Source organism: Methanocorpusculum labreanum Z (genome assembly GCF_000015765.1).
Taxonomy (GTDB): domain Archaea; phylum Halobacteriota; class Methanomicrobia; order Methanomicrobiales; family Methanocorpusculaceae; genus Methanocorpusculum; species Methanocorpusculum labreanum.
This window is the reverse complement of record NC_008942.1, coordinates 1,259,658-1,283,923: the sequence shown is the minus strand read 5'-3', so window position 1 is coordinate 1,283,923 and position 24,266 is coordinate 1,259,658. Positions and strand designations below refer to the sequence as shown.

The following is a 24,266-nucleotide window of genomic DNA, read 5'->3' as shown; positions in this document are numbered from 1 at the left end:
AAACCAGCGAAATGCACTAAACGTGGTGCCGGGATGATCCCCGAAAAAAAAGAGAGATAGAATACAAGACTCTGCATTCATACTAACATACTAAAGAACTGTAAAAAACAAGTGCGAAGGAAGGGATTCGAACCCCAGAACTCCTACGAGACCAGCCCCTGAAGCTGGCGCCTTTAACCTGGCTTGGCTACCTTCGCAGATATACTCGACCCCTCTGCATGAACAAAGGAATCACTGCACAAACGTGCTTTTAGATATTTGATGTCCTGCTAAATATACATGCGGTTTTATTCGCGGGAAACCGGCTCGCCTGCGGAGAAAAATATGTGTGGGTCTGCCGGTTCACGCGCTGTTGACCATGCCCGATTTTATCTTACTGGTCGCCGTTTCCTTCGGTCTCGAAACGCTTCATCTCGCGGTCACGCAGTTCTCCGCGTCTGATCTTTCCGGAGAACGACTTTGGAAGCTCCGGCAGGAACTCGATAAGTCTTGGATATTTGTAGGGTGCGGTCGTCCGCTTCACATACTCCTGGATCTCTTTTGCGAGTTTTTCCGTAGGCGCGTAGCCTTCGTGCAGCACGATGAATGCTTTGATGACCATGCCGCGGATCTCATCCGGCGAACCGACCACGGCACTCTCTTTGACTGCAGGGTGCTCAAGAAGGGTTGACTCCACCTCGAACGGGGAGATACGGTATCCCGAACTCTTGATCACATCATCGTTTCTGCCGACGAACCAGTAGTATCCGTCGTCATCGATACGTGCTTTGTCTCCGGTGTAATACCAGCCGTTTACAAACATCGCGGCATTTTCTTCCGGATTATTCAGATACTCCCTGACAAGCCCGACGGGTCTTGGATTCAGCGATACCGCGATCTTGCCGATGTCTCCTTTCTCCACTTCTTTTCCGTCGTCGTCATGGAGCTGGATATGCCAGCCTGGGACCGGTTTACCCATCGAACCCTGCTTGACTTCCATGCCGGGCAGCGTTGCAATACAGCAGCAGGTCTCGGTCTGTCCGTAACCTTCACGGATCGTAAGGCCGGTTCCTTCGCGCCAGATCCGGATGACCTCCGGGTTCAGCGGCTCGCCTGCACTCGTGCAGGTTCTCAGTTCTGAGAAGGAGAACTTTTTCAGATCCGCGATGATCAGCATACGGTAGATCGTCGGCGGCGCACAAAACGACGTGATGCCGTAGCGCTCGATGAGCGGGAGAAGCTCGGTCGCGTGGAATTTTGTGCGGTAGTCGTACACGAAAATACAGGCTCCGCAGATCCACTGACCGTAGATCTTACCCCAGCCGCATTTTGCCCAGCCGGTGTCCGAGACCGTGAAGTGGACATCATGTTCCGTGAGGTCATGCCAGAACTTCGCCGTTACGGTCTGACCAAGCGGGTGGGCATAATCATGCAGAACCATTTTTGGGTCTTTCGTGGTACCTGACGTGAAGTAGATCAGCATCGGGTCGGTCGCAAGAACTTTGCGCCCGGATGAGCTTACCAGTTTGGTTGAGACGGGTGCCGGATATTTGAGTTCGTTTTGGTAGCCGATCCAGGGAATCGGGACCTTTTCTCCCGGCTTGTCGTCAACAATCATGCGGAGCTGAAGGTGGGGGCACTGGGTCGCTACCTCATCCACCTTTGCCATATTTTCGCTGTCGGTGATGACCATCTTAAAGCCGCCGACCTTGATCCGGTAGGCGATATCCTTGACGGTGAGCATGTGGGGGGACGGACTGTAGACGGCACCGAGCTTCATGATACCGAGAACCAGGATCCACCACTCGGGGACCCGCGGGAGCATCAGAAGAACACGGTCACCTTTCTGGATGCCGAACTTCATCAGGATATTTGCCGCCTCGTTTGAGTGGACCATCATGTCCCAGAAGGTGAACTTTTTTTCCTCACCGTCCTGGTTCGTCCATATCATCGCAAGGTGGTTGCGATCGCGTTTTGCCCAGGCGTCAATGACGTCGAACGCAAAATTGTAATGTTTCGGGACATCGATTGCGAAGGTCTTGTAGGTCTCCTCGTAGTCTCCGATGTTGCCGGTAGCTTCTGTCATATGAAATTCTGCTTATGTATTGGAGTTATTCTCTAATTAATTCTCTGTGATCGCTGGTTATTCAGCAAAAAAATACGGGCTCCGGTTCTTAACTGCGGCCGCGATGGCGGATTTCAGCTCGTCTCCGTGCAGCCCTTTGACCGACACTTCGTTTCCGGTTTTGAGAAGACAGGGTTTCAAAAGACCGTCGGAAGTTACACGAAGCCGGTTACAGTTTGCACAAAACTCCGGGTTGTGCATCGGCCGGACGACCTCCACTAAAGCACCGTCGACCAGATACTTTCTCCGGTGGTGCATGTGTCTCGTCGTAACCCGGGATGAGTGCTTGGCGAACTCTTTTTCAAGATCCGCAACCAGTTGGGCATTTCCATGCACGGCAGGGTCCATGTCGTCCGTCCATCCGTTGATATCCATCAGTTCGATGATCTGCAGAATGAGATTTTCCCCTCGTGCCCGCACAAAGGCAAGAAAATCGTCGATCTCATTGTCATTCATCCCTTTCAAAACGACCATGTTGAGTTTGACCGGGGTCAGACCTGCCGCGAGCGCCGCATCGATCCCGTCAAGAACATCTTTGAGTCTGTCCTTTCCGGTGATCTTGATGTAGGTGTCCCGGTTCATCGTATCCAGACTCACATTCACCCGTGAAAGACCCGCATCTTTGAGTTCTTTGGCGAGTTTTGCCAGATGCGTGCCGTTTGTCGTGAGAGACGACTCGATGTGGGGGGGAATGGATCGGATGATGTCTAAAAGATCGGGCCGGAGAAGGGGTTCTCCGCCGGTAAGCTTGATCGTCTTGACGCCAAGTTCCGCAAAAACCCCGATCAGTTCGGAGATCTCCTCTTTGGTCATCTGGGATGCATGATCATCCCTCGTGCAGCCGTTGTCTCCTTCTCCTTCCCGGTGGCAGTAAATGCAGCGAAGGTCGCAGGCACTGGTCACGGCTATTCTGATATTCGATATTTTTCTGTTGTAGGTGTCGGTGAGAATATCACTCGCGTTTTTTTCTGTCGTCATCGGCATCTCCTATGAAATTCTTTGCAACGATGTAGCATTCGGTACTTCCTCTCCGGGTAGCTGTTGATCGAATCACCCTGACCGAGTAGAACTTTTCCTTAACGAGGGCAAGAAGTTCGTTGAAGTCGGAGCCCTGAAAAGATTTCATGACCAGATTGCCGCCCTGTTTTAAGAGGTTGCTTGCAAAGTTCAGCGCCTCTTCGTTGAGCCCCATGACCCGTGCCTGATCATAGGCTTTCGCTCCGGAAAGGTGGGGGGATGCATCACATACCACGACATTTACCAGAGGCATGGCCTCCCTGATTTTTGCCTGAATGGCAGGATCGGTAAAATCGCCGGTGATCGTGATGACGTTTTCGAGTGGAATGATCGGATTGAGATCAACCCCGCAGAGCTGACCTTCGGTCATCGTTTTTAAGACCTGAAGCCAGCTTCCGGGGGCCGCCCCGAGATCAACCACGTTGTCCGTTTGTCTGATTACATTGAATCGTTCATTGATATCGATGAGTTTGTATGCTGAGCGGGCCCTATACCCGTCCCGCATCGCTTTTCTATATACATTATCTTTTGTCCATTGTGATCCCATTGTTTTTCTCCCAACTTAACGTATATCTTATATGAGCGCGGATATAATTATACTATTAAAGTTTGTCACGCTAATATAAGAGAGTGTGTCAAGGGGTTATATTGATGTTAAAAGCAACCATTGAAGCAGATATTTTCCGTGAGACCATCGATGCGGTTTCAGCACTGGTAAACGAATGCCGTCTTCACGTTGACGAGAAGGGAATCAGAACGATCACTGTGGATACTTCCAACGTGGCAATGGTTTCCTTAGAACTCTCTGCATCGGCGTTTCTCACATTCGCCGCAGAACCCTGTGAAATAGGTCTCGATATTGAAAAGATCAGATCGATGATGTCGATGATCGGCAAGACGGACATCGTCTCTCTCGAACTTGACGAATCGGGCAAAAAACTCAAAATCAGTTTCGGCGGGTATGAATATTCGATAACCCTGCTTGATACAAAGACCATCAGAAAAGACCCGAACGCGCCGAACCTGAATCTGCCCGCAACCTTTGAAGTTCCCGGCGTAATGTTCAATGATGCCATCAAGGCTTCCTCAATGGTTTCCGATAAGATCTCCCTTGCCGTGTCTGCGGAGACCTGCGTTTTTACCATGAATGCCGACGGTGATTCCGACCGGATCAAACGCGAACTTACCGGCGATGATGTGCATTACCTCACCTGTGCGGATGCGAGATCCCTTTTCTCTCTTGACTATCTCAAAGACATGGGCAAATCGATCGGCCGTGCCGAGAAGGTCCAGATCCGTCTGGGCACCGATCACCCGGTCCAGTTCTCCTTCGTCTATGCAGGCGGCAAGGGAAGTGTGGGCTACCTTCTTGCGCCGAGGATCGAGGCAGATTAACCGTTATGCGCACGTCCGTTGAAAAGCGCGACCTGGCTCATTATCCTTTTTTACCTGAAGCACAGGGGCTGCTTGCATCCCGCGGAATCAAAGTTGCCGGGCTTTCCGGCTCGAAGATCGGCTGTTCCTATCTCGACCGGGCTGCCGAACGGGTGATTACGGCACTGGATGGAAAAACCGTTTACCCCGAGTCGGAAGACGATGTTGTCTCCGACATCATAACCTATGTTCTTGCCAGAGTGCTTGCCTCCGCCTCGAAAGACAAGCGGACAATGGACCGGCTCTGCAGGATGGAGGCATCCCGCGTCTATGCGTATTTCCATGCCGAAGAGAACGAGCTTTTGAAAAAGCGGGTCTGCGAGGAACTGGGTCTTGAACTGGGCGACGGTGCTCTTCCGGTGATCCGGTATGTAGAGCTTGCCTCCCGCGTGCGTGATGCGAAGTGGCGGCTGATCAACCGGGACGTGGAAAACGGGTTTGTCTCCGTCTCTTCCGACGAGATGGATGTTTTGATCGCTGAACGAATACGGGCGATCCTTTCCTCCGGTCTGCCGCTCGACATCCCGGAATCGATCGCAAAGGAGTATCTTCCCTGGAGCGACAAGATCCTTTCTGCCGTGCAGGAGAGAACGCTTGTTGAGTTCGGGGCGATCGACGAATCGGCGTATCCTCCCTGTATTCAGGCTTTGATCTCCGCGGCGGCGGCAGGCGTGAATCTCACGCATTCGGGCCGTTTTTCCATGACGGCATTTCTGCACAATGTCGGGATGAACGCCGAGCAGGTTGCGGGAATTTTTGCACGAAGCCCGGATTACAATCCCGATATGACGAACTATCAGGTCGATCATATCCTGACGAACGAGTACACGACCCCTTCCTGCGCCACCATGCTGACCCACGGGGTCTGCGTAAATAAGGACCGGCTCTGCGAGTCGGTTTCGCATCCGCTGAATTACTACCGTTCCAAAAAGAAGATGCTGGAAAAAATGCGGATCAAAGACGAAGCTCTGGCAAAGAAAGCGGAGACGTCAGCTGAAGAAAATCCCGATGCCGGGTCTCCCGGGCCGTGAAGACACTTGGTATTTATAGGTACAAAAAGCCAATCTTTTTGATATGAATTTTGGGACTCTTGCAGATATTGAAACACGCGGAAAAACCGTTCTCGTCCGTGTGGATTTCAACTCCCCTATAGATCCTTCCTCCAATACTATTTTGGACGACAAACGGTTCCGCGAACACATCCCAACGCTGCAGGCACTGGAAGATGCCCGCGTCGTGGTCCTTGCCCACCAGAGCAGACCCGGGAAAAAAGATTTCACTACGCTTGCCGCCCACGCCGATAAACTGGAGCGGCTCATGAATATGCCGGTCACCTATGTGGATGATATCTTCGGCACCTGCGCAAAGCATGCAGTCCGCGATGCTCATCCGGGAGATATCGTTCTTCTGGAAAACGTCAGGTTCTCAGCTGAAGAGAATCTGACCATGAAGCCGGAGGATGGAGCAAAGACCCATCTTGTTAGAAAACTTGCCTCCATGGCGGATCTTTTTGTATATGATGCGTTTGGCACGGCCCACCGATCCCAGCCGACGATCACCGGTCTTTCCTATGCCATGAAAACGGTTGCCGGCCTTCTCATGGAAAAAGAAGTGTCCATGCTTTCAAGAGTCTTCACCTCGGCACCCAAACCCGTGACCTTCGTTCTGGGCGGAACGAAGGTGGATGATTCCATCGCGGTTGCCGGAAACGTTCTCGCAAACAAGACCGCCGACAAAGTTGCCATTATCGGTGTGGTTGCAAACGTCTTTTATCTGGCAAAAGGGATCGACATCGGGGAGCCTTCACGCAACCTGATCCATATGCTCGGCTATGACGATGAAGTAGCGAAGGCAAAAACCATTCTCGACTCCTATCCCGATAAGGTCCTTCTGCCGGAATATGTCGCGGTAAAAGAGCATGATGAGCGTAAGGAGTATCCGATCACCCGTGTTCCCAAAGACTGCCCGATCCTCGATATGGGTACGGAGTCTATTGTGCAGTTCTCAAAAGCACTGAGGAACTCGGGTTCGATCGTGTTCAACGGCCCGGCAGGGGTATTCGAAGAGGCAAAGTTTGCCTCGGGTACGTTTGAACTCCTGCGGGCGGCGGCGAACGTGGACTTTTCCGTATGCGGCGGCGGCCACACGGCGGCGGTCATCGAACAGCTGGGTCTTGAACCGCAGTACTCCCATCTTTCCACCGGCGGCGGGGCCTGCATCGAGTTTTTGACCGGAAAGAAACTGCCGGCGATCGCAGCTCTCGAAGAGTCCTGGAAAAAATTCGGGAACTGATCCACTTCTTTTTTGGAATAGAACTTACGCGGTGTTGTGATCTTGGCCGAGAAAAAATTGACGTACTTATGAGGTATACGTCGATTTCGTGTACGGCATTAGTGTAGACACAAGAGAAATATCAACCGCGAATCGGCGCGAATCCGCCCTTCGGGCGAGGCGAATCGGATTTGCTGATCCTCACTCTCGCTCGTTGGGTCAAGTCGCAAGGCAAAGCCTTGCTCCGCTAGGGTCGTCGACTTCGTCTCCAATCCGCTCGACCCAACGGCTCGCCCCTCATCGGGAATGTTCGGGCAAATCCTGTCGGCGTCCCGGCGCCTCCCGTGAGGGAGATATTCATTGAGCAGTTCTGAATCTGAAAAATATTCACATTACTAACAATCACGACATAAGATCAAGAGGCTAATCAATAATAGGAGCCGCTGAGGCGGCGACAGGATTTGCCCGAACGTTCCCGATGAGGGGCGAGCAAGTCGAGGAACGAGACTTGTGAGAGTGAGGAATAGCAAATCCGATTCTGGGAGCAAGCCACCGGCTTGCGGGATTCGCGCCGATTCGCGGTTGGTTTTTTCTCTTGTGTCCACACCTAGTCATACACTCGCCAAATTGGATTGAGAATAACACCGCATAACTCCTATTGGAATTATTTACCCATGCAGAATCTCTCTGCACTATTATCTGTTGTGTGTTTAGTCCCTGATGGTGATCAGTGTTGTCTGTTCGGCCAGCTTGGTATTACTTGCGTCGAATATTTTTAAGGTGACATTGATCGCGGTCCTGTTTGCCGTATTGAGATAGAAGGTCGAAAAGGTTCCCGCATAGGTTTCGCCGGGTGCAAAGTATGTGCTTCCCACACGGAATTCCGTGTCGCTGGTGACCGAAACGGAACTGGCTCCTTCTTTTGGATCGTTCAGATTGACCTGGAGGGCGGGGCGGTATTCTCCGTCTACTATGATATATCGCCCGTCGATATCCTCTCTCCAGATCGTGGTTGCCAGTATCCCGACAAGGGGTATGTGATGCGTTGAATCTCCCGTTCCCTGCAGGGATTCTCCACCGATCTTGTAGTTTTTCACATATTCTCCCAGTTGGTCCGGCTGTTCGCTGACGTAGAGCTGTACTTCTTTCTGCACGGTCGTCTTGGATTTTCCGTCGATATAATATGCAGTATAGGTGATCACGAATGTCTGTGATGTGCCGTTGAATGCCTCGGTCGGGTAAGTATAGCTGTAATCATCTGCCGGGTGGGACAATACTTGTATGTCCACGCCCGAATAGCCGAGATCAAGCGTCCAGTACGAGATGTTCAAGATATTTTTGTAGGGGGTCGTGTCCGTCAGATAAAGCTTGTTTGGTTTCCAGTACGCATAATCCGCCATAAGGAACAGCTTTTCCGTACTGACTTCCTGAATCTTCCTGCCGTCGGCTCCAAGGTCCATGATTTTGGTAAAAAGTACCTGGTTTGCTCCGTCGGCAAATTCGCCGGTTACCGTGACAAGGTAGCTCCCTTTTGGAAAGCTGTCATCGAATTCGATTGGGATGGTCTCTCCCACATAAAATGCATTCGAAATCTTGGTTGGTGTTCCGATGCTGACTCCCTCCGGCGTGTTTACCGAAACGACCAGATCTTTCAGCACCGTTCCGTCACCAATGTCCCAAACACGCAGGACCAGGGGATTTGTGGCATTGTCCGTTGTTTCCGCGGTGATATATGCATGTTTCGGCTCGGTCAAATCGCCGGAAAATCCGAAAAAAACGAGGGCAGCTGCGCCGACGAGAACCACGGTTAGAAAAATGAGAAGTATCACACCGATCGTCGGCGATATTGCGGCTTCCGGTCTTGCTTTCATGCTGGAGGTCCCAAAGATAACAAGTCTCTAATCAAATTCTTTTTTTTTAATATAAATAATAGTTAGGCGTTTGAAACATCATTTGCCGTGTCTATGGGGTTATCCCGTGGTTATGCCGGATACATTGGGGTGAGATTCCCGTCCGGTGCATCAGACCTATATGTTCTCACAACCAACGGGTATGTATTATGGTGCAGTCATACGAAGATATGTTAAAGGCCGCGTATTCCGGGATAGGGGAACCGACGGAGACCGGCGAACGGTTCGTCATGCCGAAGGCGAAGATCTATATCGAGGGGAAAACTACGGTTCTCGAGAACTTTTCCGATATCGTAGACAGTCTCAACCGTGATAAGGACCACTTCATGAAGTTCATTTTGGGCGAACTTGGTACGGCAGGTAAGATCGACGGAAACCGCGCGGTGTTCAATGGAAAGTTCGAACAGGCACAGTTTGATGCGATTCTTGAGACATATGTCGGTGATTACGTCATCTGTTCCGAGTGCGGCAGGCCGGACACGAAACTCGTCAAAGACGACCGCGTACTGATGCTTCTTTGCGAGGCATGCGGATCGAAGAGACCCATCCGTAAACGCAAAGCGAAGACCGAGGTCCAGGGTCCCGCGATCGAGGAAGGAAAGGAGCTCGAGGTCCATATCGAGTCCATCAGTAAGAAAGGCGACGGCGTTGCAAGGATCGGCAAATATATTCTGTATGTCGCCGGTACCAAGGCCGGTCAGAATGTGAAAGTGCGGATCACCCGTATCTCCGGTCAGGTTGCCTTCACTCAGAAAATCCTTTAAATCTTTTTTTTTTGTTATTGATCCATCCCACAATTATATAGTATCGTCCGGCGAATGTATAAGGGAATGAAGCTGAAGATTATCGAGCTTGAGAAGGATAAGATACGGGTCACTCTGGAGGGTGAAGGGCACACGATCGTGAATGCGCTGGTGGATGAGATCCTTGCAGATCCCGAAGTGGATGTTGCCAAATATGTGATCAAATACCAGTTCTCCGATCCGGAAGTGTTTATCACCATGAAGCCCGGTTCTACAAAAGAGCCGCTCACGGTAATGCGTGAAGCCGCCCAGCATATGATCGACCGCTGCGACGCTCTTCTGAGCTGTCTGAAAAACTAATACATTTTGTTTTTCTCCATAGAGAGATAGGCGAAGTATTATATTGCTCTAACCCTTACATAATAGAGCACTCAGTTTAGTGGAGCAGTATCTGGCATACTGCGAGTGTCGACCTGCATATATCTTCTAGATAACGTGCAGCCTTCTGATCCGTCGGAAGGAAAGATGCGGAGTTCTCTGTAGACGTAGCCAAGCCTGGTATGGCGCAGGTTTGCTAAACCTGTGTCCCCCTGGGACTCGAGGGTTCAAATCCCTCCGTCTGCGCTTAACATACGCAACACGCACATTTTGTGTGTTTCAAATTTAGACTAAACTCTCCAAAAGAGAGGCGAAAAAATGGTTGAAGAGTCAGAATTAAAATATTTTGTGCGGATCATTAACACTGATCTGGACGGTACCCAGCCCGTGCAGCTTGCGCTGACGGGAATTAAGGGCATCGGCCTCCATGCCGCACTCATCATCGCACGCCGTGCTGGCGTCGACACCCGTGCCACCATGGGTCTCTTAGGCGATGAAGATGTGGCCGCGATTGAAGAGCAGGTAAAAGCATACCCTGCCTCAGTGCCAAAATGGATGGTCAACCGCCCGGTAGATGTGTACTCGGGAGAACCGAAACACCTCTACGGCAGCGACCTTTCCCTTGCGAAGGAAGATGACATCAACCTCATGAAGAAGATGCGGTGTTACCGCGGTATCCGTCATGAGAATGGTCTCAAAGTTCGCGGACAGCGTACGAAAGCAACCGGCAGATTCGGTAAGATCGTCGGTGTCTCCAAGAGGCGGAACTAAGCAGGTGATTTAAAATGGGATACCCAGGAAAGAACACCAAACAATACTCTTCCCCGAAGCGCCGCTTCGAGAAGTCGCGTATTGAATCTGAACGCGTCCTTGCGATCACCTACGGTCTGCGTAACAAACGCGAGATCTGGAGAGCCACCGAAGTGCTGAGAAAGCACAGAAGCGGCGCCCGTGAAGTCCTCGCAATGACCTCCTCTATCGGTGAAGCACCGAAGACAATTGCCCGCCGCGATGAACTTGTCGGCACGCTCCAGCGCTACGGCCTTCTTGGTCCGGACGCAGCAATGGATAACATTCTGTCTTTAAAAGTCGAAGACATCCTTGAGCGCCGCCTTCAGACGATCGTCTACCGCAAAGGTCTTGCACGCAGCCCGAAACAGGCACGTCAGCTTATCACCCACGGACACATTGCTATCAATGGTCAGCGTGTGAGCGTTCCAAGCTACATGGTTTCCATCGCAGAAGAGGCCGGCATTATGTATTACGCAACCTCCAGTCTCGGCGATGAAGCAAACGGCGAACGCCAGCGCATCATGAATCAGAGGGCATAATCATGGCAGAAGCAACTGAAAAATGGGGTATTGCCCACATCTTTGCCTCATTCAACAACACCATCATCACCGTAACCGATCTTTCGGGTGCAGAAACCATCTGCAAATCCAGCGGTGGAATGGTCGTTAAGCAGGCCCGCAATGAGTCATCGCCCTACGCAGCAATGCAGATGGCAATCAACATCGCCCAGGCCTCCAAAGATAAAGGCATCACCGGCCTCCACATTCGTGTTCGTGCTCCCGGAAACGGAAGACAGCGGTCACCCGGACCCGGCGCACAGGCAGCAATCCGTGCACTTTCACGTGCAGGTATGCGCATCGGCAGAATCGAAGACGTAACTCCGGTACCACACGACAGCATCCGTGCCAAAGGTGGCAGAAGGGGCAGGAGAGTCTGAATGGATCTGGTATTCAGCAGGCTCGATGACTCTGTCGCACGTTTTACTATTCACGGAGCGACTCCTGCATTCGCCAACGCACTTCGTCGCTCGATGATCGGTGAGGTGCCAACCCTCGCCATCGAAGACATCCGCATCTATGACAATACCAGCGTTCTCTTTGACGAGATGCTGGCACACAGACTTGGTCTCATCCCCATTAAGACCGACCTCTCGCAGTACGTTCCGCGAAGCGAATGTTCCTGCGGCGGCGAGGGATGTCCACACTGCACGGTAATGTTCACTCTGAGTGTTGAAGGCCCGAAGATGGTCACCTCCGGTGATCTTATCTCCATGGACGAGAACGTCGTCCCGGTCCACAACAATATCCCGATCGTCAAACTTTGGGAAAATCAGAAGGTCGTTTTAGAGGCAGTAGCGGAAGTCAACTACGGAAAAGAGCATGCCAAATGGCAGCCGACTCTTGCCTGCGGTTACTCAGAATATCCGGTCATCACCATCAAAGATACCTGTGACGGCTGCGGAAAATGTGTTGCCGAATGTCCCCGCGACGTTCTGGAACTCACGAAAGATACCGTCAGCATCCGTGTTGTAAACGGCGAAAGCAAGGAAAAAGACTGTTCGTTATGCCGTCTCTGCGAGACTGCATGCATGGACAGCGGCATCGGCGAAGACCCTGCTATTATTATTAGTGCAGACAGCACGAAGTTCATCTTCGTTGTTGAAAGCGACGGGTCCTTGCCGGTGAAAGAGATCATTGAAAGAGCACTGCTGCATATCAAGTCAAGATCCTCAGATCTTATTGAAGCATTACAGGAGGGACTGTAAATGAATAAAACTAACCCACGTCTCGAATCCTTAATCATGATGCTTAAACGCGCATCCCGGGAGAACGAGGCAAACATCTGGCGTGAAATTGCCGGCCGTCTGAACACGTCCAGCAAGAATCAGGCAGAAGTGAACGTCGGTAAAATCAACCGCTATGCAAACGAGAATGAGATCATCCTGGTTCCGGGCAAAGTGCTCGCAGCAGGTGTAATTGGTACTTCCGTATCAGTTGCAGCTCTCAACTTCTCCGATGCAGCCCGCGAGAAAATAACCGAAGCAAAAGGCACCTGCATGACAATCGAAGAGCTTGTCGCTGCAAATCCGAAAGGAAGCCGCGTAAGGATCCTGAGGTGAGATGAGTATGGTAACAGTTATTGATGGAGAAAATCTCCTTCTTGGAAGACTTTCCAGTATTGTTGCAACCCGCATCCTCGCCGGTGAGGAGATTGCAATCATCAATGCCGAGAAGGTCATCGTATCCGGCGCTCGTGCAATGGTCTTAAACGAATACCAGGTAAAGCGTGTTCGCGGATCCGTCGAAGGAGGTCCGTTCCTTCCAAGACGCCCGGACCACCTGGTAAAACGCACCATCCGCGGTATGATCCCCTACAAGACACGGCCGGGAGCAGCAGCTTTCCGCCGCGTCAAGGCATACGTCGGAGTTCCTTACGAACTCAAAGACGTCGAGGCGGAAGTTCTGGAAGATGCTCACCGCAGCCGGCTGAGCGGCGCCAGATACATCTCTGTTGGTGAGATCAGCAAAAACCTTGGAGCAAAATTCTAAACAGGTGATCTAAGATGAAAATTATTAACACCAGTGGAAAAAGAAAAACCGCAATTGCCCGCGCCACCCTTCGTGAGGGAAAAGGCAGAGTTAGAATTAACTCCGTCCCCCTTGAAGTATACGGTAACGAGATCATTCGCATGAAGATCTCCGAGGCACTTGCACTTGCACCAGGATCCATCGACAACGTCGATGTCGATATTGATGTCTCCGGCGGAGGCGTCATGGGTCAGGCAGAGGCAATCCGCACGGCACTTGGCCGCGGTATCCTTTCCTGGACCAATGACCCGAAGATCAAGGAAGTGTACCTCTCTTACGACAGAACGCTCCTTGTCAACGACTCACGTCAGAAAGAAGCGAAGAAGCCTCATGGACGCGGTGCCCGTGCACGGTTCCAGAAGTCTTATCGTTAAGGCACAGCATACAGAATATATGGAGGGGGCAACCCCACATATCAACAATTTAATAAGGACGTAAAGATAACTTATGATACCAGTTCGATGTTTCACCTGTGGAAAAGTAATTTCTACTGTATGGGAAGAATATCAACAGAGAAAAGCTGCAGGCGAGGATCCGAAAGAGATTCTTGATTCACTCGGGTTAGACCGATATTGCTGCAGAAGAATGCTTCTCTCTCACAAAGAGACTGTTGATGAGTTGTATCCGTACACGTGAGACATGAATGAATTGCGGGGTCGTAGGGTAGCCTGGACCATCCTATTACGTTCGGGACGTAGTGACCTGAGTTCGAATCTCAGCGACCCCATTTTTCCATTCTCTCTTATTTGTGGATGTGATTTTCTATGACATATACACGTTATGAACGTGCCCGCATCGTCGGGGCACGTGCTTTACAGATTTCTATGGGAGCTCCGGTTCTCGTGAAAACCGTAAAGATTGATCCTCTTGACATTGCGTTAGAGGAGTTCGACGCTGATCGGGTCCCGATAACGGTGAAACGCCAGTTCGGTACCTGCTCAGAGGTGCTTTAAGTATGACTGAAATTTCCGACATTCTTCTTCGGACAATTCTGGACTCACGCGGCAATCCGACCGTCGAAGCCGAGATCTCCACGATCTCCGGCGGATTCGGTCGTGCCTGCGCTCCGAGCGGAGCCTCTACCGGTATCTATGAGGCAAAAGTCCGTCCGTGTGACGAGGCCGTGGCCGATGCCTATATCAACCTCATCCCCAAACTGATCGAACTTGATTCTGCCGATCAGCGCGGATTCGATGACACCCTGCATGAAGTCGACGGAACGTCCGATCTTTCCGGAATCGGTGCCAACATCGCCGTGGCTCTGTCCCTTGCCAACGCCAAAGCAGCGGCAAGCACACTCAACATGGAACTCTATCAGTACCTCGGCGGCGCTTTTATCTCCCAGACCCCGCTGCCGTTAGGAAATGTTATCGGGGGCGGCGCTCATGCCGTTGACGCAACCGATATTCAGGAGTTCCTTATCGTGCCGACCGGCGCATCCACTGCTGCTGAAGCCGTATTCACCAATGCCCTCGTCCACAAACGCATAAAAGAGATTCTTATCGCGCGCGGAAAAGGCTGCGGTAAAGGCGACGAGGGAGGATGGGCTCCGCACATCGCCGACCTTGAAGCCTTTGAAATCGTGAACGAAGCAACCACCAAAGTCTTTGACGAGACCGGCATCGAAGTCCGCATGGGACTTGACGTTGCCGCATCGGAGATGTGGGATGCCGCAAGCGGTAGATACGTCTATAAGAATGCAAAGCGAACTACTGAGGAGCAGATTGCATACATTGCCGACCTGACCGAAAAATACAACCTGATCTATGTCGAAGACCCGATTCAGGAAGAGGATTTCGAAGGGTTTGCACGTATCACCGAAGAAGTCTCCGGCCGCGACACTCTTATCTGCGGTGATGACCTGTTCGTTACGAATGCTTCCCGTCTGGAAGAAGGTATCAGAAATGATGCCTGCAACTGTGTCCTGATCAAACCAAACCAGATCGGAACGCTGACGGACACCTTCGAAACGATCAGTCTCGCCCATGATTACGGGTATGAAACCGTCATGAGCCACCGATCCGGTGAAACGACCGACAACACCATCGCTCATCTTGCAACGGCATTCGGCTGCTGCTTTATGAAGAGCGGTGTTGTTGGTGGAGAGCGCATTGCTAAACTAAATGAACTTATAAGAATTGAGGAGCATTTCTAAAATGACCGACAATGAACTTGGAATTGAATTAAACGAACCATTAGTATCTGTAGAAGAATATCTTGCCGCCGGTGTCCATATCGGAACCCAGCAGAAAGACAACGACATGAAAGACTTCATCTACCGTGTCAGATCCGACGGTCTCTATATCATCGATATCAGAAAGACCGACGAGCGGATCAAACAGGTAGCAAAGTTCCTTGCACGCTACGAGCCTGCAAAGATCTTCGTCGTCACCTCCCGTCAGTATGGTCAGTACCCGGCACAGAAGTTCGCAGACACGATCGGCGCTCTCTCCCACGTTGGAAGATTCATCCCGGGAACCTTAACCAACCCGAAACTCCCGAAGTATGTTGAACCCTCGGTCGTTATCGTCACCGACCCGATCGGAGATGCTCAGGTCATCACCGAGGCCGTCCAGTGCGGTATGCCGGTAATTGCCCTTTGTGATATCAACAACCGTACAAACAATGTTGATCTCGTCATCCCGACCAACAACAAGGGACGCAAAGCACTCTCTATGGTTTACTTCCTGTTAACCAAAGAGTTCCTCAGACAGAAAGGCATCGTCTCGGCCATGACGGTCGAAGACTTCGAGTCTGAGTTCTAAAGCTGACGATCCGCCTCAGGCGATTCCTCAGCACAATAAAATAGAAAATCCCCCCTTTTTTAGTGAACCAACGGTTCAACGGTCTTTGATTATTTGTGAAACAATCAGAAGACATTTAAAGAAATATCCCCTTACATAATGTAATCTCGATAAAATGCTTGATCAGGATAACATATCTCACTTACTGGACATCCTTGGAAACCGGAATCGAAGACGGATCCTCGATCTTCTCCGGCAGAAACCATGCTTCGTCACCGAAATATCCGACCGGCTGGTCATCAACCCGAAAGCTGTTATCGAACACCTTGCGATCATGCAGAAGGAAGCGGTCATCTCCAGTTATCAGGATGACAAGCGGCGCAAATACTACTACCTCGTCAACGACTTCACCCTCTCGGTCCAGGTGACAAAATCAGAGCAGCCTATAGAGACCGTTTCTGCCGATAACGGCGAGATCCTCCCGCTTTCCGACAAGATCATGATGATCCGCCGTCTGCTCGATTCCCGGGAAAAGCTCATCGAAAATCTTGAAGCCGTGGAAAAGGACATCGACGAGATGATGGGGGACGTGATCGTCAACGGAAGAACGGTGTTCCAGAACAATATCGAGGCCGAACTTCTTCTCGCATTAGTGTACGCTCCCTTAACGCCGATCGAACTCTCCGATACCAGCGGCCGGAGCATCCCCGAGGTCACGGCGGCTTTGCGCTCTCTTGCGTCGAAAGGGTATGTCCACTCAGAAGGGGGCAGGTACAATCTCTGCGGCATCACGCATCATGCGCTTGAGACCACCGAGCTCACTTCATAATAAGAAACCTCTATATCTCTGCAAACAATATATTACTGAGATGCGGTAATGGTCTAATGGCATGACAGGGGCTTCCCAAGCCTCTAATCCGGGTTCGATCCCCGGTTATCGCATTCGATTTTTATGGTGTCCCATCACGCACTCAGCCTCATAGCCGACAATCAGAAAGGTATCCTCAGAGATATCGGTTCGGTATGTGCTGAACACAATGCGAACATCACCGCGATTCAGCAGGAGATTCTGACCCGCGGACCGGATAAGGGCTGTGCGTGGGCGGATATCGAGATTGAAGGAGGGGACGACACCGATTCGATCCTCTCGGAACTCCGTCTCGTAACCGGCGTTCGCGAGGTCGTTCTGCACGACACGTTCGGGGAAATTTTTGGAAAGCGCGTCATCATCATCGGCGGAGGCGCCCAGGTGGCCCAGGTCGCGATGGGAGCCGTCAACGAAGCCGACCGGCATAATATCAGAGGCGAACGCATTTCTGTCGATACCATCCCGCTCGTTGGAGAGCAGAATCTGGCGCGTGCCGTGGAAGCGGTCGGCCGCCTGCCCCGCGCCTCGATCCTTGTTCTTGCCGGTTCACTGATGGGCGGCGAGATAACCACTGCCATCAAATCCATCCAGGCGGACGGCATCCCGGTCATCTGCCTCAAAATGGCGGGAAGCGCCTCGTCGGCGGCCGATCTTGTGGTCACCGATCCGATCCAGGCCGGGGTCATGGCCGTGATGCATATCAGCACGATCGGCGTATTCGATATTGCAAAAGTGAAAGGGGAAGAGTTCTGATGATAACACCAACCGAAGAGAGCAGAATAGAAAAAGCCGTCCGCGTTTTATCCCGCGACGGCCTTGTAGTATATCCGACGGAAACCGTGTACGGGCTTGGGGCCGACGCGTTGTCGGATACTGCCGTCATCAAAGTCTATGAAGCAAAACAGCGGCCTCTTGGAAAACCGATCTCGGTCGCCGTTTCCGATATCGAAATGATCTACGGCATTGCAGACGTCAGCCCGTTTGCAGAACGGTTCATCAGCAAATTCCTGCCGGGTCCGGTCACGATCGTTCTCCCGGTGAAAAACTGTCTGCCTGGCGACCTTTCCGGAGGGACGGGCACGATCGGGATACGGTATCCGGATCACACCCTCGCTCTTGAACTGATCTCCATGTTCGACTGTCCGATAACCGCGACCTCGGCAAACATCTCAGGCGAAATATCTCCTGTAAGCGTCGACCAGGTCAACGTACCTCATGATTATCTGCTTGACGGCGGCGTTCTTCCAGGAATCCCGAGCACGGTCGTCAATCTCGAAACAAGAAATATCGAGCGTCCAGGCGCGATGCTGGACGACATCGCCCGTTTCTTTATAGAAAACGCGAAATGAAAAAAACCTACTCAGTATCCGGCATGACCTGTTCGGCATGCTCTCTTCATGTTGAAAAGGCCGCAAAAAGTGTAGAGGGCGTGAACTCCGCGTCAGTGAATCTTCTGGAAAATCGTCTGGTCGTCGACTCGGATGATGTGTCCGATGATCGGATCCGGCAGGCCGTGCGGGCAGCCGGGTATGATCTGGTTTTGGGCGATACCCCCCGCGGGGGGGCTTCGCTTCGCCCGATGCAGATCAGGCTTATTGTTTCTTTTGCTTTTCTTATTCCGCTTATGTATGTGTCGATGGGTCATATGTGGGGGTTCCCCCTCCTCGAATGGACCCATGATCCGGCAAACGCCGGGATATTCGCCCTTGTTCAGCTTTGTTTGACCATCCCGATCGTCATCGCGAACAACAAATACTACACATCCGGCATCCCGGCACTCTTCCGCCGTGCCCCGAACATGGACTCGCTTGTGGCGATGGGCTCTCTTGCGGCGCTCGTATACGGGCTGTATGCGATCTACATGATTTTTTCAGCTCTCGCGACCGGCGATACGGCCGCTGCCGGAACCTGGTCCATGGATCTCTACTTCGAATCGGCCGCAATGATCCTCTCGCTCGTTACGATCGGCAAGTATCTGGAGGCGAGGTCGAAAGGGAAGACCACCGAGGCGGTCAGAAAACTCATCGACCTTGCCCCGAAAACGGCCACGGTCCTTCGCAGCGGCGTTGAAGTGATCGTCCCCGCCGAAGAGGTGGTGGTCGGTGACTTAATCGTTGTTCGACCCGGTGCCGGCATTCCGGTCGACGGCACGATAACGGAAGGTTCGGCGCCGATCGACATGTCTGCGTTGACCGGCGAAAGTATTCCGGTCGTCAAAAATTCGGGGGACGCTGTTTCTGCAGGAACGATCTCGCTTGGCAGTTTTACGTTCCGTGCGGAAAAGGTCGGCGAGGACACGACGCTTGCCGCGATCGTCGAACTCGTGCAGAATGCGAACGCATCCAAGGCTCCGATCGGACAACTTGCCGACAAAGTAAGCGGGATCTTTGTGCCGCTGGTGATGACCATCGCCGTTGTTTCAGGCGGGGTCTGGCTGCTTCTCGGCGAGCCCTTTACGTTTTCCCTCTCGATTGCGATCTCGGTTCTCGTCATCTCCTGTCCCTGTGCTTTGGGGCTTGCAACGCCGGTTGCCATCATGGTCGCGACCGGAAAGGCCGCATCTCTTGGCATTCTGATAAAATCCGCCGAGTCGCTTGAGACTGCGGGGCGTGCCGACACGATCCTTCTCGATAAAACGGGAACGGTCACGATTGGAAAGCCCGAGGTCACCGAGGTCGTAACACTCTCCGGGACAACGGAAGACCTCCTGCTGATCGCCGCCTCGGTCGAATCCGCATCGGAACATCCTCTCTCGAAAGCCGTCGTCACCTATGCAGGAGAACACGGCATCGTGCCTGTTAAAGCGCAGGATTTCGTCTCGGTTCCGGGGCGGGGGGTATCTGCATCGGTGAACGGGAAGATCTGCTATGCCGGAAACGCCGCCTTCATGGAAGAAAACGGGATATCCTTCACTCCGGCAAACATGACCGGGACCCCGCTCTACTTTGCGAGCGGAAAGGAAATGCTCGGCATCATCTCCGTTGCCGACCGGATCCGGCCCACCTCCAAAGCGGCCATTGCCGGACTGCAGAATCTTGGTCTGGATGTCATCCTTTTGACCGGTGATACCAAAACAGTGGCCGAATCCATCGCCGGGCAGCTTTCGATCTCCAATGTGATCGCCGAAGTGATGCCCGCAGAAAAAGAGGGAAAGGTCAGAGCACTCCAGGAAGCCGGGCATCACGTCATCATGGTGGGGGACGGGATCAACGACTCGCCATCTCTTGCAAGAGCCGATGTGGGTATCGCGATAGGAGCGGGCTCCGATATCGCTCTCGAATCCGCCGACTATGTTTTGATGAAAAGCGATCCCTGGGACATCGTTTCGGCGATCCGCCTCAGTCGTGCCACGCTCCGAAATATCAAGGAGAATCTCTTCTGGGCATTCATCTACAACACGATTGGCATCCCTCTTGCTGCCGGCGTTTTCTTTGTTCCGTTCGGCTGGAAACTCTCTCCCGGCTTTGCGGCTCTGGCGATGAGTCTCTCTTCGGTCTGCGTCGTATTGAATGCCCTCAGGCTTAGATTTTTTACATCGGAGATACCAACTACTTCAAAAGAGGAAACCATGAAAAAAGTACTTACCATCGACGGCATGATGTGCGAACACTGCAAAATGACTGTGGAAAAAGCTCTCTCACGGATCCCGGGGGTCGTATCTGCAGTTGTGGATCTCAAGGCAAAAACCGCCGCGGTGGAACTTTCTGCCGAGGTTTCGGATGCCGAGTTTACCAAGGTAATTTCCGAGTCAGGTTACACAATTCTGTCTATTAAGTGATAAAATAGACAAAAATATTTCCGTTTCTATTATATGTTCCCCCGTAAATAATACTATGAGATTTTTTTACCGCTTGATCGGAGGATACATATTTGACATTACATTACTCTGAAGAAAACAAACGTTCGCTGTACGAAGCACTTCTATATGGTTTCAATAGGGCCGGCAATACATCACCCGCGGCCGCATATTACGGAAGGCACATCCTGTTCAAACAGTTCATGGACGAGGTTCATGCGATCGCGGCAGCCCTGGTGAATCATGGTGTGAAAAAAGGCGATTATGTCACTATTTTCCTGCCGAACATCCCTCAGGGGGTTCTGGCTCTCTATGCCGTCAACCGGATCGGCGCAATATGCAATATGGTCCATCCCTTATCCCCTCAGGAAGATATCGATTATGCCCTTAAACTCACAGACAGCCGGATCGCTCTCGCCTGCGAGGTCAATGAAGGTCTTCTCTCCGGGAAAAATATCGAGGTCATCAGATGTCGGACCTCCGGCTACTTCCCTTCAACCCCCAAAGGATTCGTGCTGGACAAAGGATTCCGGTTTGTGATGCGCAAATATCCAAAGGCAGAGAACGTTGCAAAAATCACGCTCTGGACCGATCTTCTTGCCGAAGGAAAGAAACTGCTCAAAGGAGGATTCCAGCTGCCGTCTGACGACGTCCAGCCCGACGATACCGCTGTGATCATGTACACCGGCGGAACAACGGGTGACTCGAAAGGCGTCATGCTCTCCAATTACGCGGTAAACTCGATGTCCATCCAGCTCTTGATCGACATCGGCGAGGGTAAAACCGATGTGGGCGACGGGTTCCTTGCGATCCTTCCGATCTTCCATGCATTCGGTCTGGCAGTTTCCGTTCATGCGCCGCTTATCTCCGGTATGAAGATCGTTCTGATCCCAAGATTCGATCCGAAAGGATGCGCCCAGCAGATCTTCTCCGAAGACATCCTGTTCCTCCCGGGAGTCCCCGCTCTGTTCGAACGCATGTATCCCTACTTCGAAAATAAAGATCTCTCCAGAATGAAGCTCATGGTCAGCGGAGGAGACCGCGTCTCCGAAGAGCTCGCCAATAAATACAATGTTCTTTTACGAAAATCCAAGGCCGATATCCTCTTTAGGACCGGGTACGGGCTGACGGAGGCGTGCGGTGCCTGCTGTCTCGTCGCGAACCAGTATGAAAAACTCCCGACCGGCTGTGTCGGGTCTCCGGTTACCGGCACAAAAGTCTGCGTTGTAAAACCCGGCACAACGGAACTCGTACCGGACGGTGTGGAAGGAGAACTCTGTTTCCTCGGTCCTTCGGTGATGAAAGGATACTACAAGAACGAAGAAGCCACAAAGGATGTTCTCCGGCTCCATGACGATGGAAACGTCTGGCTCCACACCGGCGATCTTGTCGTTATCAGGAAGGACGGGAACGTCTGTTTCCGTTCCCGGCACAAACGCCTCGTGAAGGTGAACGGCTACAATGTGTATCCAACCCTTATCGAGGAGGCGATGCAGAACCATCGCGATATCAAACTGGTCTGCGCCGTTGCGACCCCCTGGAAACTTGACCGGAAGATCAAACTCTTCGTTGTTCCGGAAAAGCCGCTCGGCTCCTTTGATGCGGCTGAGGAAGAGAAGATCCTGATCGATTACGCCAAAGACCAGATGAACCGCTGGAGCGTTCCGGCCAGGGTGGAGTTCGTGGCCGATCTTCCCATGACCAAGTTCAACAAGATAGATTACCGTCTGCTGGAAAAGCAGGAACTTTCACGGGCAAACGATAAAAAGCAGGCTGAGTAACGTATGTCACGTCCTGTGTTTAGAGACGACGCGAAGACCGAACTGGAATACACCGACGAGACGAAACAGTCTCTCTATTCCATGTTCAACTACGGCGTGCAGCATGCAGGCCGCGAGGCCGTGGCCATTCAATACTTCGACAACCGGATCACGTACGGGGAACTGTATGATCTCATCGACACCTGTGCGGCGGGTTTTCTCGATCGCGGCGTAAAGAAAGGCGATTTCGTCACGCTCTTTCTGCCGAACATCCCGCAGTGCGTGATTGCGGTCTATGCCCTGAACCGGATCGGTGCAATATGCAATATGGTCCACCCGCTCTCGACCCTGTCGGAGCTGGAGAATGCGGTCAAACTCACGGACAGCAAACTCATCCTCACGTTTGAACTGAACGAAGGTCTTGCGGCCAACTTCGATGTGGATATCATCCGGTGCAGAACGCCGGGCTACTTCCCGCCGGGTCCAAAGGGTTTCGTGATGAAATCCGTGTATTCCTACACGGTCCGAAAATCGCCGAAGGCTTCGTCCCGCGTCACCGAGTGGGCCGATCTTCTGGCGGCCGGGAAAAAGCGGTTCCAGACAACGCCTCTCCCGCCTTTAGAAGGAAAAGCAGACGATACGGCCGTCATTATGTACACCGGCGGCACGACCGGACCCGCGAAAGGGGTCATGATCTCGAACTGGTCGGTGAATTACGTCACGACGCGTCTTCTTCTGGAGAACGTCACGCACACCGCCCATATCGGCGACGGATTCCTCGCGATCCTTCCGCTCTTCCATGCGTTTGGGCTTGCGGTCTGTATCCAGGCCCCGCTTTCCTCCGGGATGCGGGTCATGCTTTCCCCCCGGTTCAATGATAAAGAGTGCAGCAGTCTTCTTCTGAAAGAGAAGGTCGCCTATGTGATCGGCGTTCCCGCGATGTACGAACGGATGTACCCGTATCTGAAAGATCACGACCTTTCATTCATGAAGCACGTTGTCTGCGGAGGAGACTGGGTAAGCCATGACCTCGCCTACCGGTATAATGACATCTTAGGAAAGGACAAGGGAGGTGCGGAGTTCCGTCCGGGTTACGGTCTGACCGAGGCGTGCGGAACCTGCTCTCTTACGCGGAATCAGTATAAGGCATTTCCCGAAGGATGCGTGGGTATCCCTGTGGAAGGAACTGACATCTGCCTTGTGAACCCCGGAACCTTTGATGAGGTTCCCGAGGGTGAAGAAGGGGAGCTTTGCATCTCCAGTCCCTCGGTGATGAAAGGATATTATAAAAATCCCGAGGCAACAGACGATGTCTTAAAGATTCATCCCGACGGAAAACTCTGGCTCCATACGGGAGACATATTCGCGATCGGCGAGGAGAACAATCTCTGCTTTAGATCCCGCATCAAGCGTCTGGTCAAGGTGAACGGATATAACGTCTATCCGCCCTTAATCGAAGCGGCAATGGAAGGCTGTCCGATCGTTGCCAAAGCCTGCGCCGTAGGCTTCAAGTGGCGGGACGACCGGCGGATCAAACTGTATGTGACCCTGAAGCAGAAGATGGATCATGCCGAAGCGGAGAAACATCTGCTTGCCTTTGCGACCGAACATCTGAATCACTGGAGTGTTCCAAAAGCGTTTGTCATCCTTGATGAGATGCCGATGACGAAGATGAACAAGCTCGATTATATGGCGCTCCAGGATAGGGCCTAACCTTTTTTTTCATACCGTCCCCCAACGAGGGGCCAATTTCGGGCTGAAGTATAAATACTCTCTGGTCATTGCCTCTGACATTATTTTTTGCAAAATTTGTTCAAATTTTGCGTGACCGCCAGCTATAATATGCTATCCTTCATATGTA

Annotated in this window: 26 protein-coding genes and 4 tRNA genes; 25 read left to right on the top strand and 5 right to left on the bottom strand. The window is 52.1% G+C overall.

Annotation, left to right across the window (positions count from 1 at the left end; translation table 11 throughout):
* Nucleotides 1-112: 112 nt before the first annotated feature.
* The 4 genes from MLAB_RS06640 to MLAB_RS06625 all read right to left on the bottom strand — a co-directional run bounded on the left by MLAB_RS06640 (nucleotide 113) and on the right by MLAB_RS06625 (nucleotide 3,668).
* Nucleotides 113-197 (bottom strand) — tRNA-Leu (locus tag MLAB_RS06640).
* Nucleotides 198-373: 176 nt separating this feature from the next.
* Nucleotides 374-2,065 carry an AMP-binding protein gene (locus MLAB_RS06635; RefSeq protein WP_011833628.1) on the bottom strand — a complete coding sequence of 564 codons (1,692 nt, stop codon included), beginning with the start codon at nucleotides 2,063-2,065 and terminating at the stop codon, nucleotides 374-376.
* Nucleotides 2,066-2,122: 57 nt separating this feature from the next.
* The gene (moaA, locus tag MLAB_RS06630) at nucleotides 2,123-3,082 is read right to left on the bottom strand and encodes a GTP 3',8-cyclase MoaA (protein ID WP_011833627.1); all 960 of its coding nucleotides are present in this window, start codon (nucleotides 3,080-3,082) and stop codon (nucleotides 2,123-2,125) included.
* The gene (locus MLAB_RS06625) at nucleotides 3,057-3,668 is read right to left on the bottom strand and encodes an RlmE family RNA methyltransferase (protein WP_011833626.1); all 612 of its coding nucleotides are present in this window, start codon (nucleotides 3,666-3,668) and stop codon (nucleotides 3,057-3,059) included. Before MLAB_RS06625 ends, moaA begins: the two co-directional genes overlap by 26 nt.
* A gap of 104 nt (nucleotides 3,669-3,772) precedes the next feature.
* Here MLAB_RS06625 and MLAB_RS06620 point away from each other — a divergent pair, with 104 nt between their 5' ends.
* Genes MLAB_RS06620 through MLAB_RS06610 form a run of 3 tightly spaced genes read left to right on the top strand, consistent with a single transcriptional unit; the run spans nucleotide 3,773 to nucleotide 6,847 of the window.
* Nucleotides 3,773-4,516, top strand: a complete 744-nt coding sequence (locus MLAB_RS06620) for a DNA polymerase sliding clamp (protein WP_011833625.1) — start codon at nucleotides 3,773-3,775, stop codon at nucleotides 4,514-4,516.
* Nucleotides 4,517-4,521: 5 nt separating this feature from the next.
* Entirely contained in the window at nucleotides 4,522-5,586 is a 1,065-nt protein-coding gene (gene priL, locus MLAB_RS06615) for a DNA primase regulatory subunit PriL (protein ID WP_011833624.1), read from the top strand.
* A gap of 43 nt (nucleotides 5,587-5,629) precedes the next feature.
* Entirely contained in the window at nucleotides 5,630-6,847 is a 1,218-nt protein-coding gene (locus MLAB_RS06610) for a phosphoglycerate kinase (RefSeq protein WP_011833623.1), read from the top strand.
* Between the two features lie 689 nt (nucleotides 6,848-7,536).
* Here the strand turns inward: MLAB_RS06610 and MLAB_RS06605 are convergent.
* Entirely contained in the window at nucleotides 7,537-8,697 is a 1,161-nt protein-coding gene (locus MLAB_RS06605; protein WP_011833622.1) for a type IV pilin N-terminal domain-containing protein, read from the bottom strand.
* A gap of 188 nt (nucleotides 8,698-8,885) precedes the next feature.
* Here MLAB_RS06605 and MLAB_RS06600 point away from each other — a divergent pair, with 188 nt between their 5' ends.
* From MLAB_RS06600 to MLAB_RS06500, 22 genes are all read left to right on the top strand, one after another.
* Entirely contained in the window at nucleotides 8,886-9,500 is a 615-nt protein-coding gene (locus tag MLAB_RS06600) for a translation initiation factor IF-2 subunit beta (RefSeq protein WP_011833621.1), read from the top strand.
* Between the two features lie 66 nt (nucleotides 9,501-9,566).
* Nucleotides 9,567-9,839 carry a DNA-directed RNA polymerase subunit L gene (locus tag MLAB_RS06595; RefSeq protein WP_048062084.1) on the top strand — a complete coding sequence of 91 codons (273 nt, stop codon included), beginning with the start codon at nucleotides 9,567-9,569 and terminating at the stop codon, nucleotides 9,837-9,839.
* A gap of 179 nt (nucleotides 9,840-10,018) precedes the next feature.
* A tRNA-Ser gene (locus MLAB_RS06590) sits at nucleotides 10,019-10,103 on the top strand.
* 72 nt (nucleotides 10,104-10,175) lie between these two features.
* Entirely contained in the window at nucleotides 10,176-10,628 is a 453-nt protein-coding gene (locus MLAB_RS06585; RefSeq protein ID WP_011833619.1) for a 30S ribosomal protein S13, read from the top strand.
* A gap of 14 nt (nucleotides 10,629-10,642) precedes the next feature.
* Nucleotides 10,643-11,188: a 30S ribosomal protein S4 gene (locus tag MLAB_RS06580; RefSeq protein WP_011833618.1), complete on the top strand. Its 546-nt coding sequence runs from the start codon at nucleotides 10,643-10,645 to the stop codon at nucleotides 11,186-11,188.
* A 2-nt stretch (nucleotides 11,189-11,190) separates the two neighbouring features.
* Nucleotides 11,191-11,586: a 30S ribosomal protein S11 gene (locus MLAB_RS06575; RefSeq protein WP_011833617.1), complete on the top strand. Its 396-nt coding sequence runs from the start codon at nucleotides 11,191-11,193 to the stop codon at nucleotides 11,584-11,586.
* Nucleotides 11,587-12,414, top strand: coding sequence for a DNA-directed RNA polymerase subunit D (locus tag MLAB_RS06570; protein WP_011833616.1), 828 nt, complete (start codon nucleotides 11,587-11,589; stop codon nucleotides 12,412-12,414).
* Nucleotides 12,415-12,768 carry a 50S ribosomal protein L18e gene (locus MLAB_RS06565; protein ID WP_011833615.1) on the top strand — a complete coding sequence of 118 codons (354 nt, stop codon included), beginning with the start codon at nucleotides 12,415-12,417 and terminating at the stop codon, nucleotides 12,766-12,768. It begins immediately after the preceding gene.
* A 7-nt stretch (nucleotides 12,769-12,775) separates the two neighbouring features.
* The gene (locus tag MLAB_RS06560) at nucleotides 12,776-13,198 is read left to right on the top strand and encodes a 50S ribosomal protein L13 (RefSeq protein ID WP_011833614.1); all 423 of its coding nucleotides are present in this window, start codon (nucleotides 12,776-12,778) and stop codon (nucleotides 13,196-13,198) included.
* 14 nt (nucleotides 13,199-13,212) lie between these two features.
* A complete protein-coding gene (locus MLAB_RS06555) occupies nucleotides 13,213-13,611 on the top strand; it encodes a 30S ribosomal protein S9 (RefSeq protein ID WP_011833613.1) in 399 nt (132 codons plus the stop codon).
* Between the two features lie 73 nt (nucleotides 13,612-13,684).
* Nucleotides 13,685-13,873: a DNA-directed RNA polymerase subunit N gene (locus MLAB_RS09630; protein WP_011833612.1), complete on the top strand. Its 189-nt coding sequence runs from the start codon at nucleotides 13,685-13,687 to the stop codon at nucleotides 13,871-13,873.
* 16 nt (nucleotides 13,874-13,889) lie between these two features.
* Nucleotides 13,890-13,964: transfer RNA gene (locus tag MLAB_RS06550), tRNA-Pro, on the top strand.
* A 37-nt stretch (nucleotides 13,965-14,001) separates the two neighbouring features.
* Complete coding sequence (locus tag MLAB_RS06545; protein ID WP_011833611.1) at nucleotides 14,002-14,190, top strand: DNA-directed RNA polymerase subunit K; 189 nt, start codon at nucleotides 14,002-14,004, stop codon at nucleotides 14,188-14,190.
* Nucleotides 14,191-14,192: 2 nt separating this feature from the next.
* Nucleotides 14,193-15,392 carry a phosphopyruvate hydratase gene (gene eno / locus MLAB_RS06540; protein WP_011833610.1) on the top strand — a complete coding sequence of 400 codons (1,200 nt, stop codon included), beginning with the start codon at nucleotides 14,193-14,195 and terminating at the stop codon, nucleotides 15,390-15,392.
* A gap of 1 nt (nucleotide 15,393) precedes the next feature.
* Nucleotides 15,394-16,002, top strand: coding sequence for a 30S ribosomal protein S2 (gene rpsB, locus MLAB_RS06535; RefSeq protein ID WP_011833609.1), 609 nt, complete (start codon nucleotides 15,394-15,396; stop codon nucleotides 16,000-16,002).
* Between the two features lie 154 nt (nucleotides 16,003-16,156).
* Nucleotides 16,157-16,810, top strand: a complete 654-nt coding sequence (locus MLAB_RS06530) for an ArsR family transcriptional regulator (protein ID WP_011833608.1) — start codon at nucleotides 16,157-16,159, stop codon at nucleotides 16,808-16,810.
* Between the two features lie 42 nt (nucleotides 16,811-16,852).
* A tRNA-Gly gene (locus MLAB_RS06525) sits at nucleotides 16,853-16,923 on the top strand.
* Between the two features lie 10 nt (nucleotides 16,924-16,933).
* Nucleotides 16,934-17,602, top strand: coding sequence for a DUF5612 domain-containing protein (locus tag MLAB_RS06520; protein WP_011833607.1), 669 nt, complete (start codon nucleotides 16,934-16,936; stop codon nucleotides 17,600-17,602).
* A complete protein-coding gene (locus tag MLAB_RS06515; RefSeq protein WP_011833606.1) occupies nucleotides 17,602-18,198 on the top strand; it encodes an L-threonylcarbamoyladenylate synthase in 597 nt (198 codons plus the stop codon). The genes MLAB_RS06520 and MLAB_RS06515 overlap by 1 nt, the downstream gene beginning before the upstream one ends.
* Nucleotides 18,195-20,627, top strand: coding sequence for a heavy metal translocating P-type ATPase (locus MLAB_RS06510; protein ID WP_011833605.1), 2,433 nt, complete (start codon nucleotides 18,195-18,197; stop codon nucleotides 20,625-20,627). Before MLAB_RS06515 ends, MLAB_RS06510 begins: the two co-directional genes overlap by 4 nt.
* A gap of 92 nt (nucleotides 20,628-20,719) precedes the next feature.
* On the top strand, nucleotides 20,720-22,426 hold the full coding sequence (locus MLAB_RS06505; RefSeq protein ID WP_011833604.1) for a class I adenylate-forming enzyme family protein: 1,707 nt from the start codon (nucleotides 20,720-20,722) through the stop codon (nucleotides 22,424-22,426).
* Nucleotides 22,427-22,429: 3 nt separating this feature from the next.
* The gene (locus MLAB_RS06500) at nucleotides 22,430-24,118 is read left to right on the top strand and encodes a class I adenylate-forming enzyme family protein (protein WP_011833603.1); all 1,689 of its coding nucleotides are present in this window, start codon (nucleotides 22,430-22,432) and stop codon (nucleotides 24,116-24,118) included.
* Nucleotides 24,119-24,266 lie beyond the last annotated feature (148 nt).

What these genes read in the sequence shown, in the direction of transcription:
- eno (WP_011833610.1), top strand. Translation starts at nt 14,193, where the DNA reads ATGACTGAAATTTCCGACATTCTTCTTCGGACAATTCTGGACTCACGC.
- MLAB_RS06600 (WP_011833621.1), top strand. Translation starts at nt 8,886, where the DNA reads ATGGTGCAGTCATACGAAGATATGTTAAAGGCCGCGTATTCCGGGATA.
- MLAB_RS06500 (WP_011833603.1), top strand. Translation starts at nt 22,430, where the DNA reads ATGTCACGTCCTGTGTTTAGAGACGACGCGAAGACCGAACTGGAATAC.
- MLAB_RS06580 (WP_011833618.1), top strand. Translation starts at nt 10,643, where the DNA reads ATGGGATACCCAGGAAAGAACACCAAACAATACTCTTCCCCGAAGCGC.
- moaA (WP_011833627.1), bottom strand. Translation starts at nt 3,082, where the DNA reads ATGACGACAGAAAAAAACGCGAGTGATATTCTCACCGACACCTACAAC.
- MLAB_RS06520 (WP_011833607.1), top strand. Translation starts at nt 16,934, where the DNA reads ATGGTGTCCCATCACGCACTCAGCCTCATAGCCGACAATCAGAAAGGT.
- MLAB_RS06530 (WP_011833608.1), top strand. Translation starts at nt 16,157, where the DNA reads ATGCTTGATCAGGATAACATATCTCACTTACTGGACATCCTTGGAAAC.
- MLAB_RS06635 (WP_011833628.1), bottom strand. Translation starts at nt 2,065, where the DNA reads ATGACAGAAGCTACCGGCAACATCGGAGACTACGAGGAGACCTACAAG.
- MLAB_RS09630 (WP_011833612.1), top strand. Translation starts at nt 13,685, where the DNA reads ATGATACCAGTTCGATGTTTCACCTGTGGAAAAGTAATTTCTACTGTA.
- MLAB_RS06565 (WP_011833615.1), top strand. Translation starts at nt 12,415, where the DNA reads ATGAATAAAACTAACCCACGTCTCGAATCCTTAATCATGATGCTTAAA.
- MLAB_RS06610 (WP_011833623.1), top strand. Translation starts at nt 5,630, where the DNA reads ATGAATTTTGGGACTCTTGCAGATATTGAAACACGCGGAAAAACCGTT.
- MLAB_RS06625 (WP_011833626.1), bottom strand. Translation starts at nt 3,668, where the DNA reads ATGGGATCACAATGGACAAAAGATAATGTATATAGAAAAGCGATGCGG.
- MLAB_RS06560 (WP_011833614.1), top strand. Translation starts at nt 12,776, where the DNA reads ATGGTAACAGTTATTGATGGAGAAAATCTCCTTCTTGGAAGACTTTCC.
- rpsB (WP_011833609.1), top strand. Translation starts at nt 15,394, where the DNA reads ATGACCGACAATGAACTTGGAATTGAATTAAACGAACCATTAGTATCT.
- MLAB_RS06620 (WP_011833625.1), top strand. Translation starts at nt 3,773, where the DNA reads ATGTTAAAAGCAACCATTGAAGCAGATATTTTCCGTGAGACCATCGAT.
- priL (WP_011833624.1), top strand. Translation starts at nt 4,522, where the DNA reads ATGCGCACGTCCGTTGAAAAGCGCGACCTGGCTCATTATCCTTTTTTA.
- MLAB_RS06605 (WP_011833622.1), bottom strand. Translation starts at nt 8,697, where the DNA reads ATGAAAGCAAGACCGGAAGCCGCAATATCGCCGACGATCGGTGTGATA.
- MLAB_RS06555 (WP_011833613.1), top strand. Translation starts at nt 13,213, where the DNA reads ATGAAAATTATTAACACCAGTGGAAAAAGAAAAACCGCAATTGCCCGC.
- MLAB_RS06545 (WP_011833611.1), top strand. Translation starts at nt 14,002, where the DNA reads ATGACATATACACGTTATGAACGTGCCCGCATCGTCGGGGCACGTGCT.
- MLAB_RS06575 (WP_011833617.1), top strand. Translation starts at nt 11,191, where the DNA reads ATGGCAGAAGCAACTGAAAAATGGGGTATTGCCCACATCTTTGCCTCA.
- MLAB_RS06585 (WP_011833619.1), top strand. Translation starts at nt 10,176, where the DNA reads ATGGTTGAAGAGTCAGAATTAAAATATTTTGTGCGGATCATTAACACT.
- MLAB_RS06515 (WP_011833606.1), top strand. Translation starts at nt 17,602, where the DNA reads ATGATAACACCAACCGAAGAGAGCAGAATAGAAAAAGCCGTCCGCGTT.
- MLAB_RS06595 (WP_048062084.1), top strand. Translation starts at nt 9,567, where the DNA reads ATGAAGCTGAAGATTATCGAGCTTGAGAAGGATAAGATACGGGTCACT.
- MLAB_RS06570 (WP_011833616.1), top strand. Translation starts at nt 11,587, where the DNA reads ATGGATCTGGTATTCAGCAGGCTCGATGACTCTGTCGCACGTTTTACT.
- MLAB_RS06510 (WP_011833605.1), top strand. Translation starts at nt 18,195, where the DNA reads ATGAAAAAAACCTACTCAGTATCCGGCATGACCTGTTCGGCATGCTCT.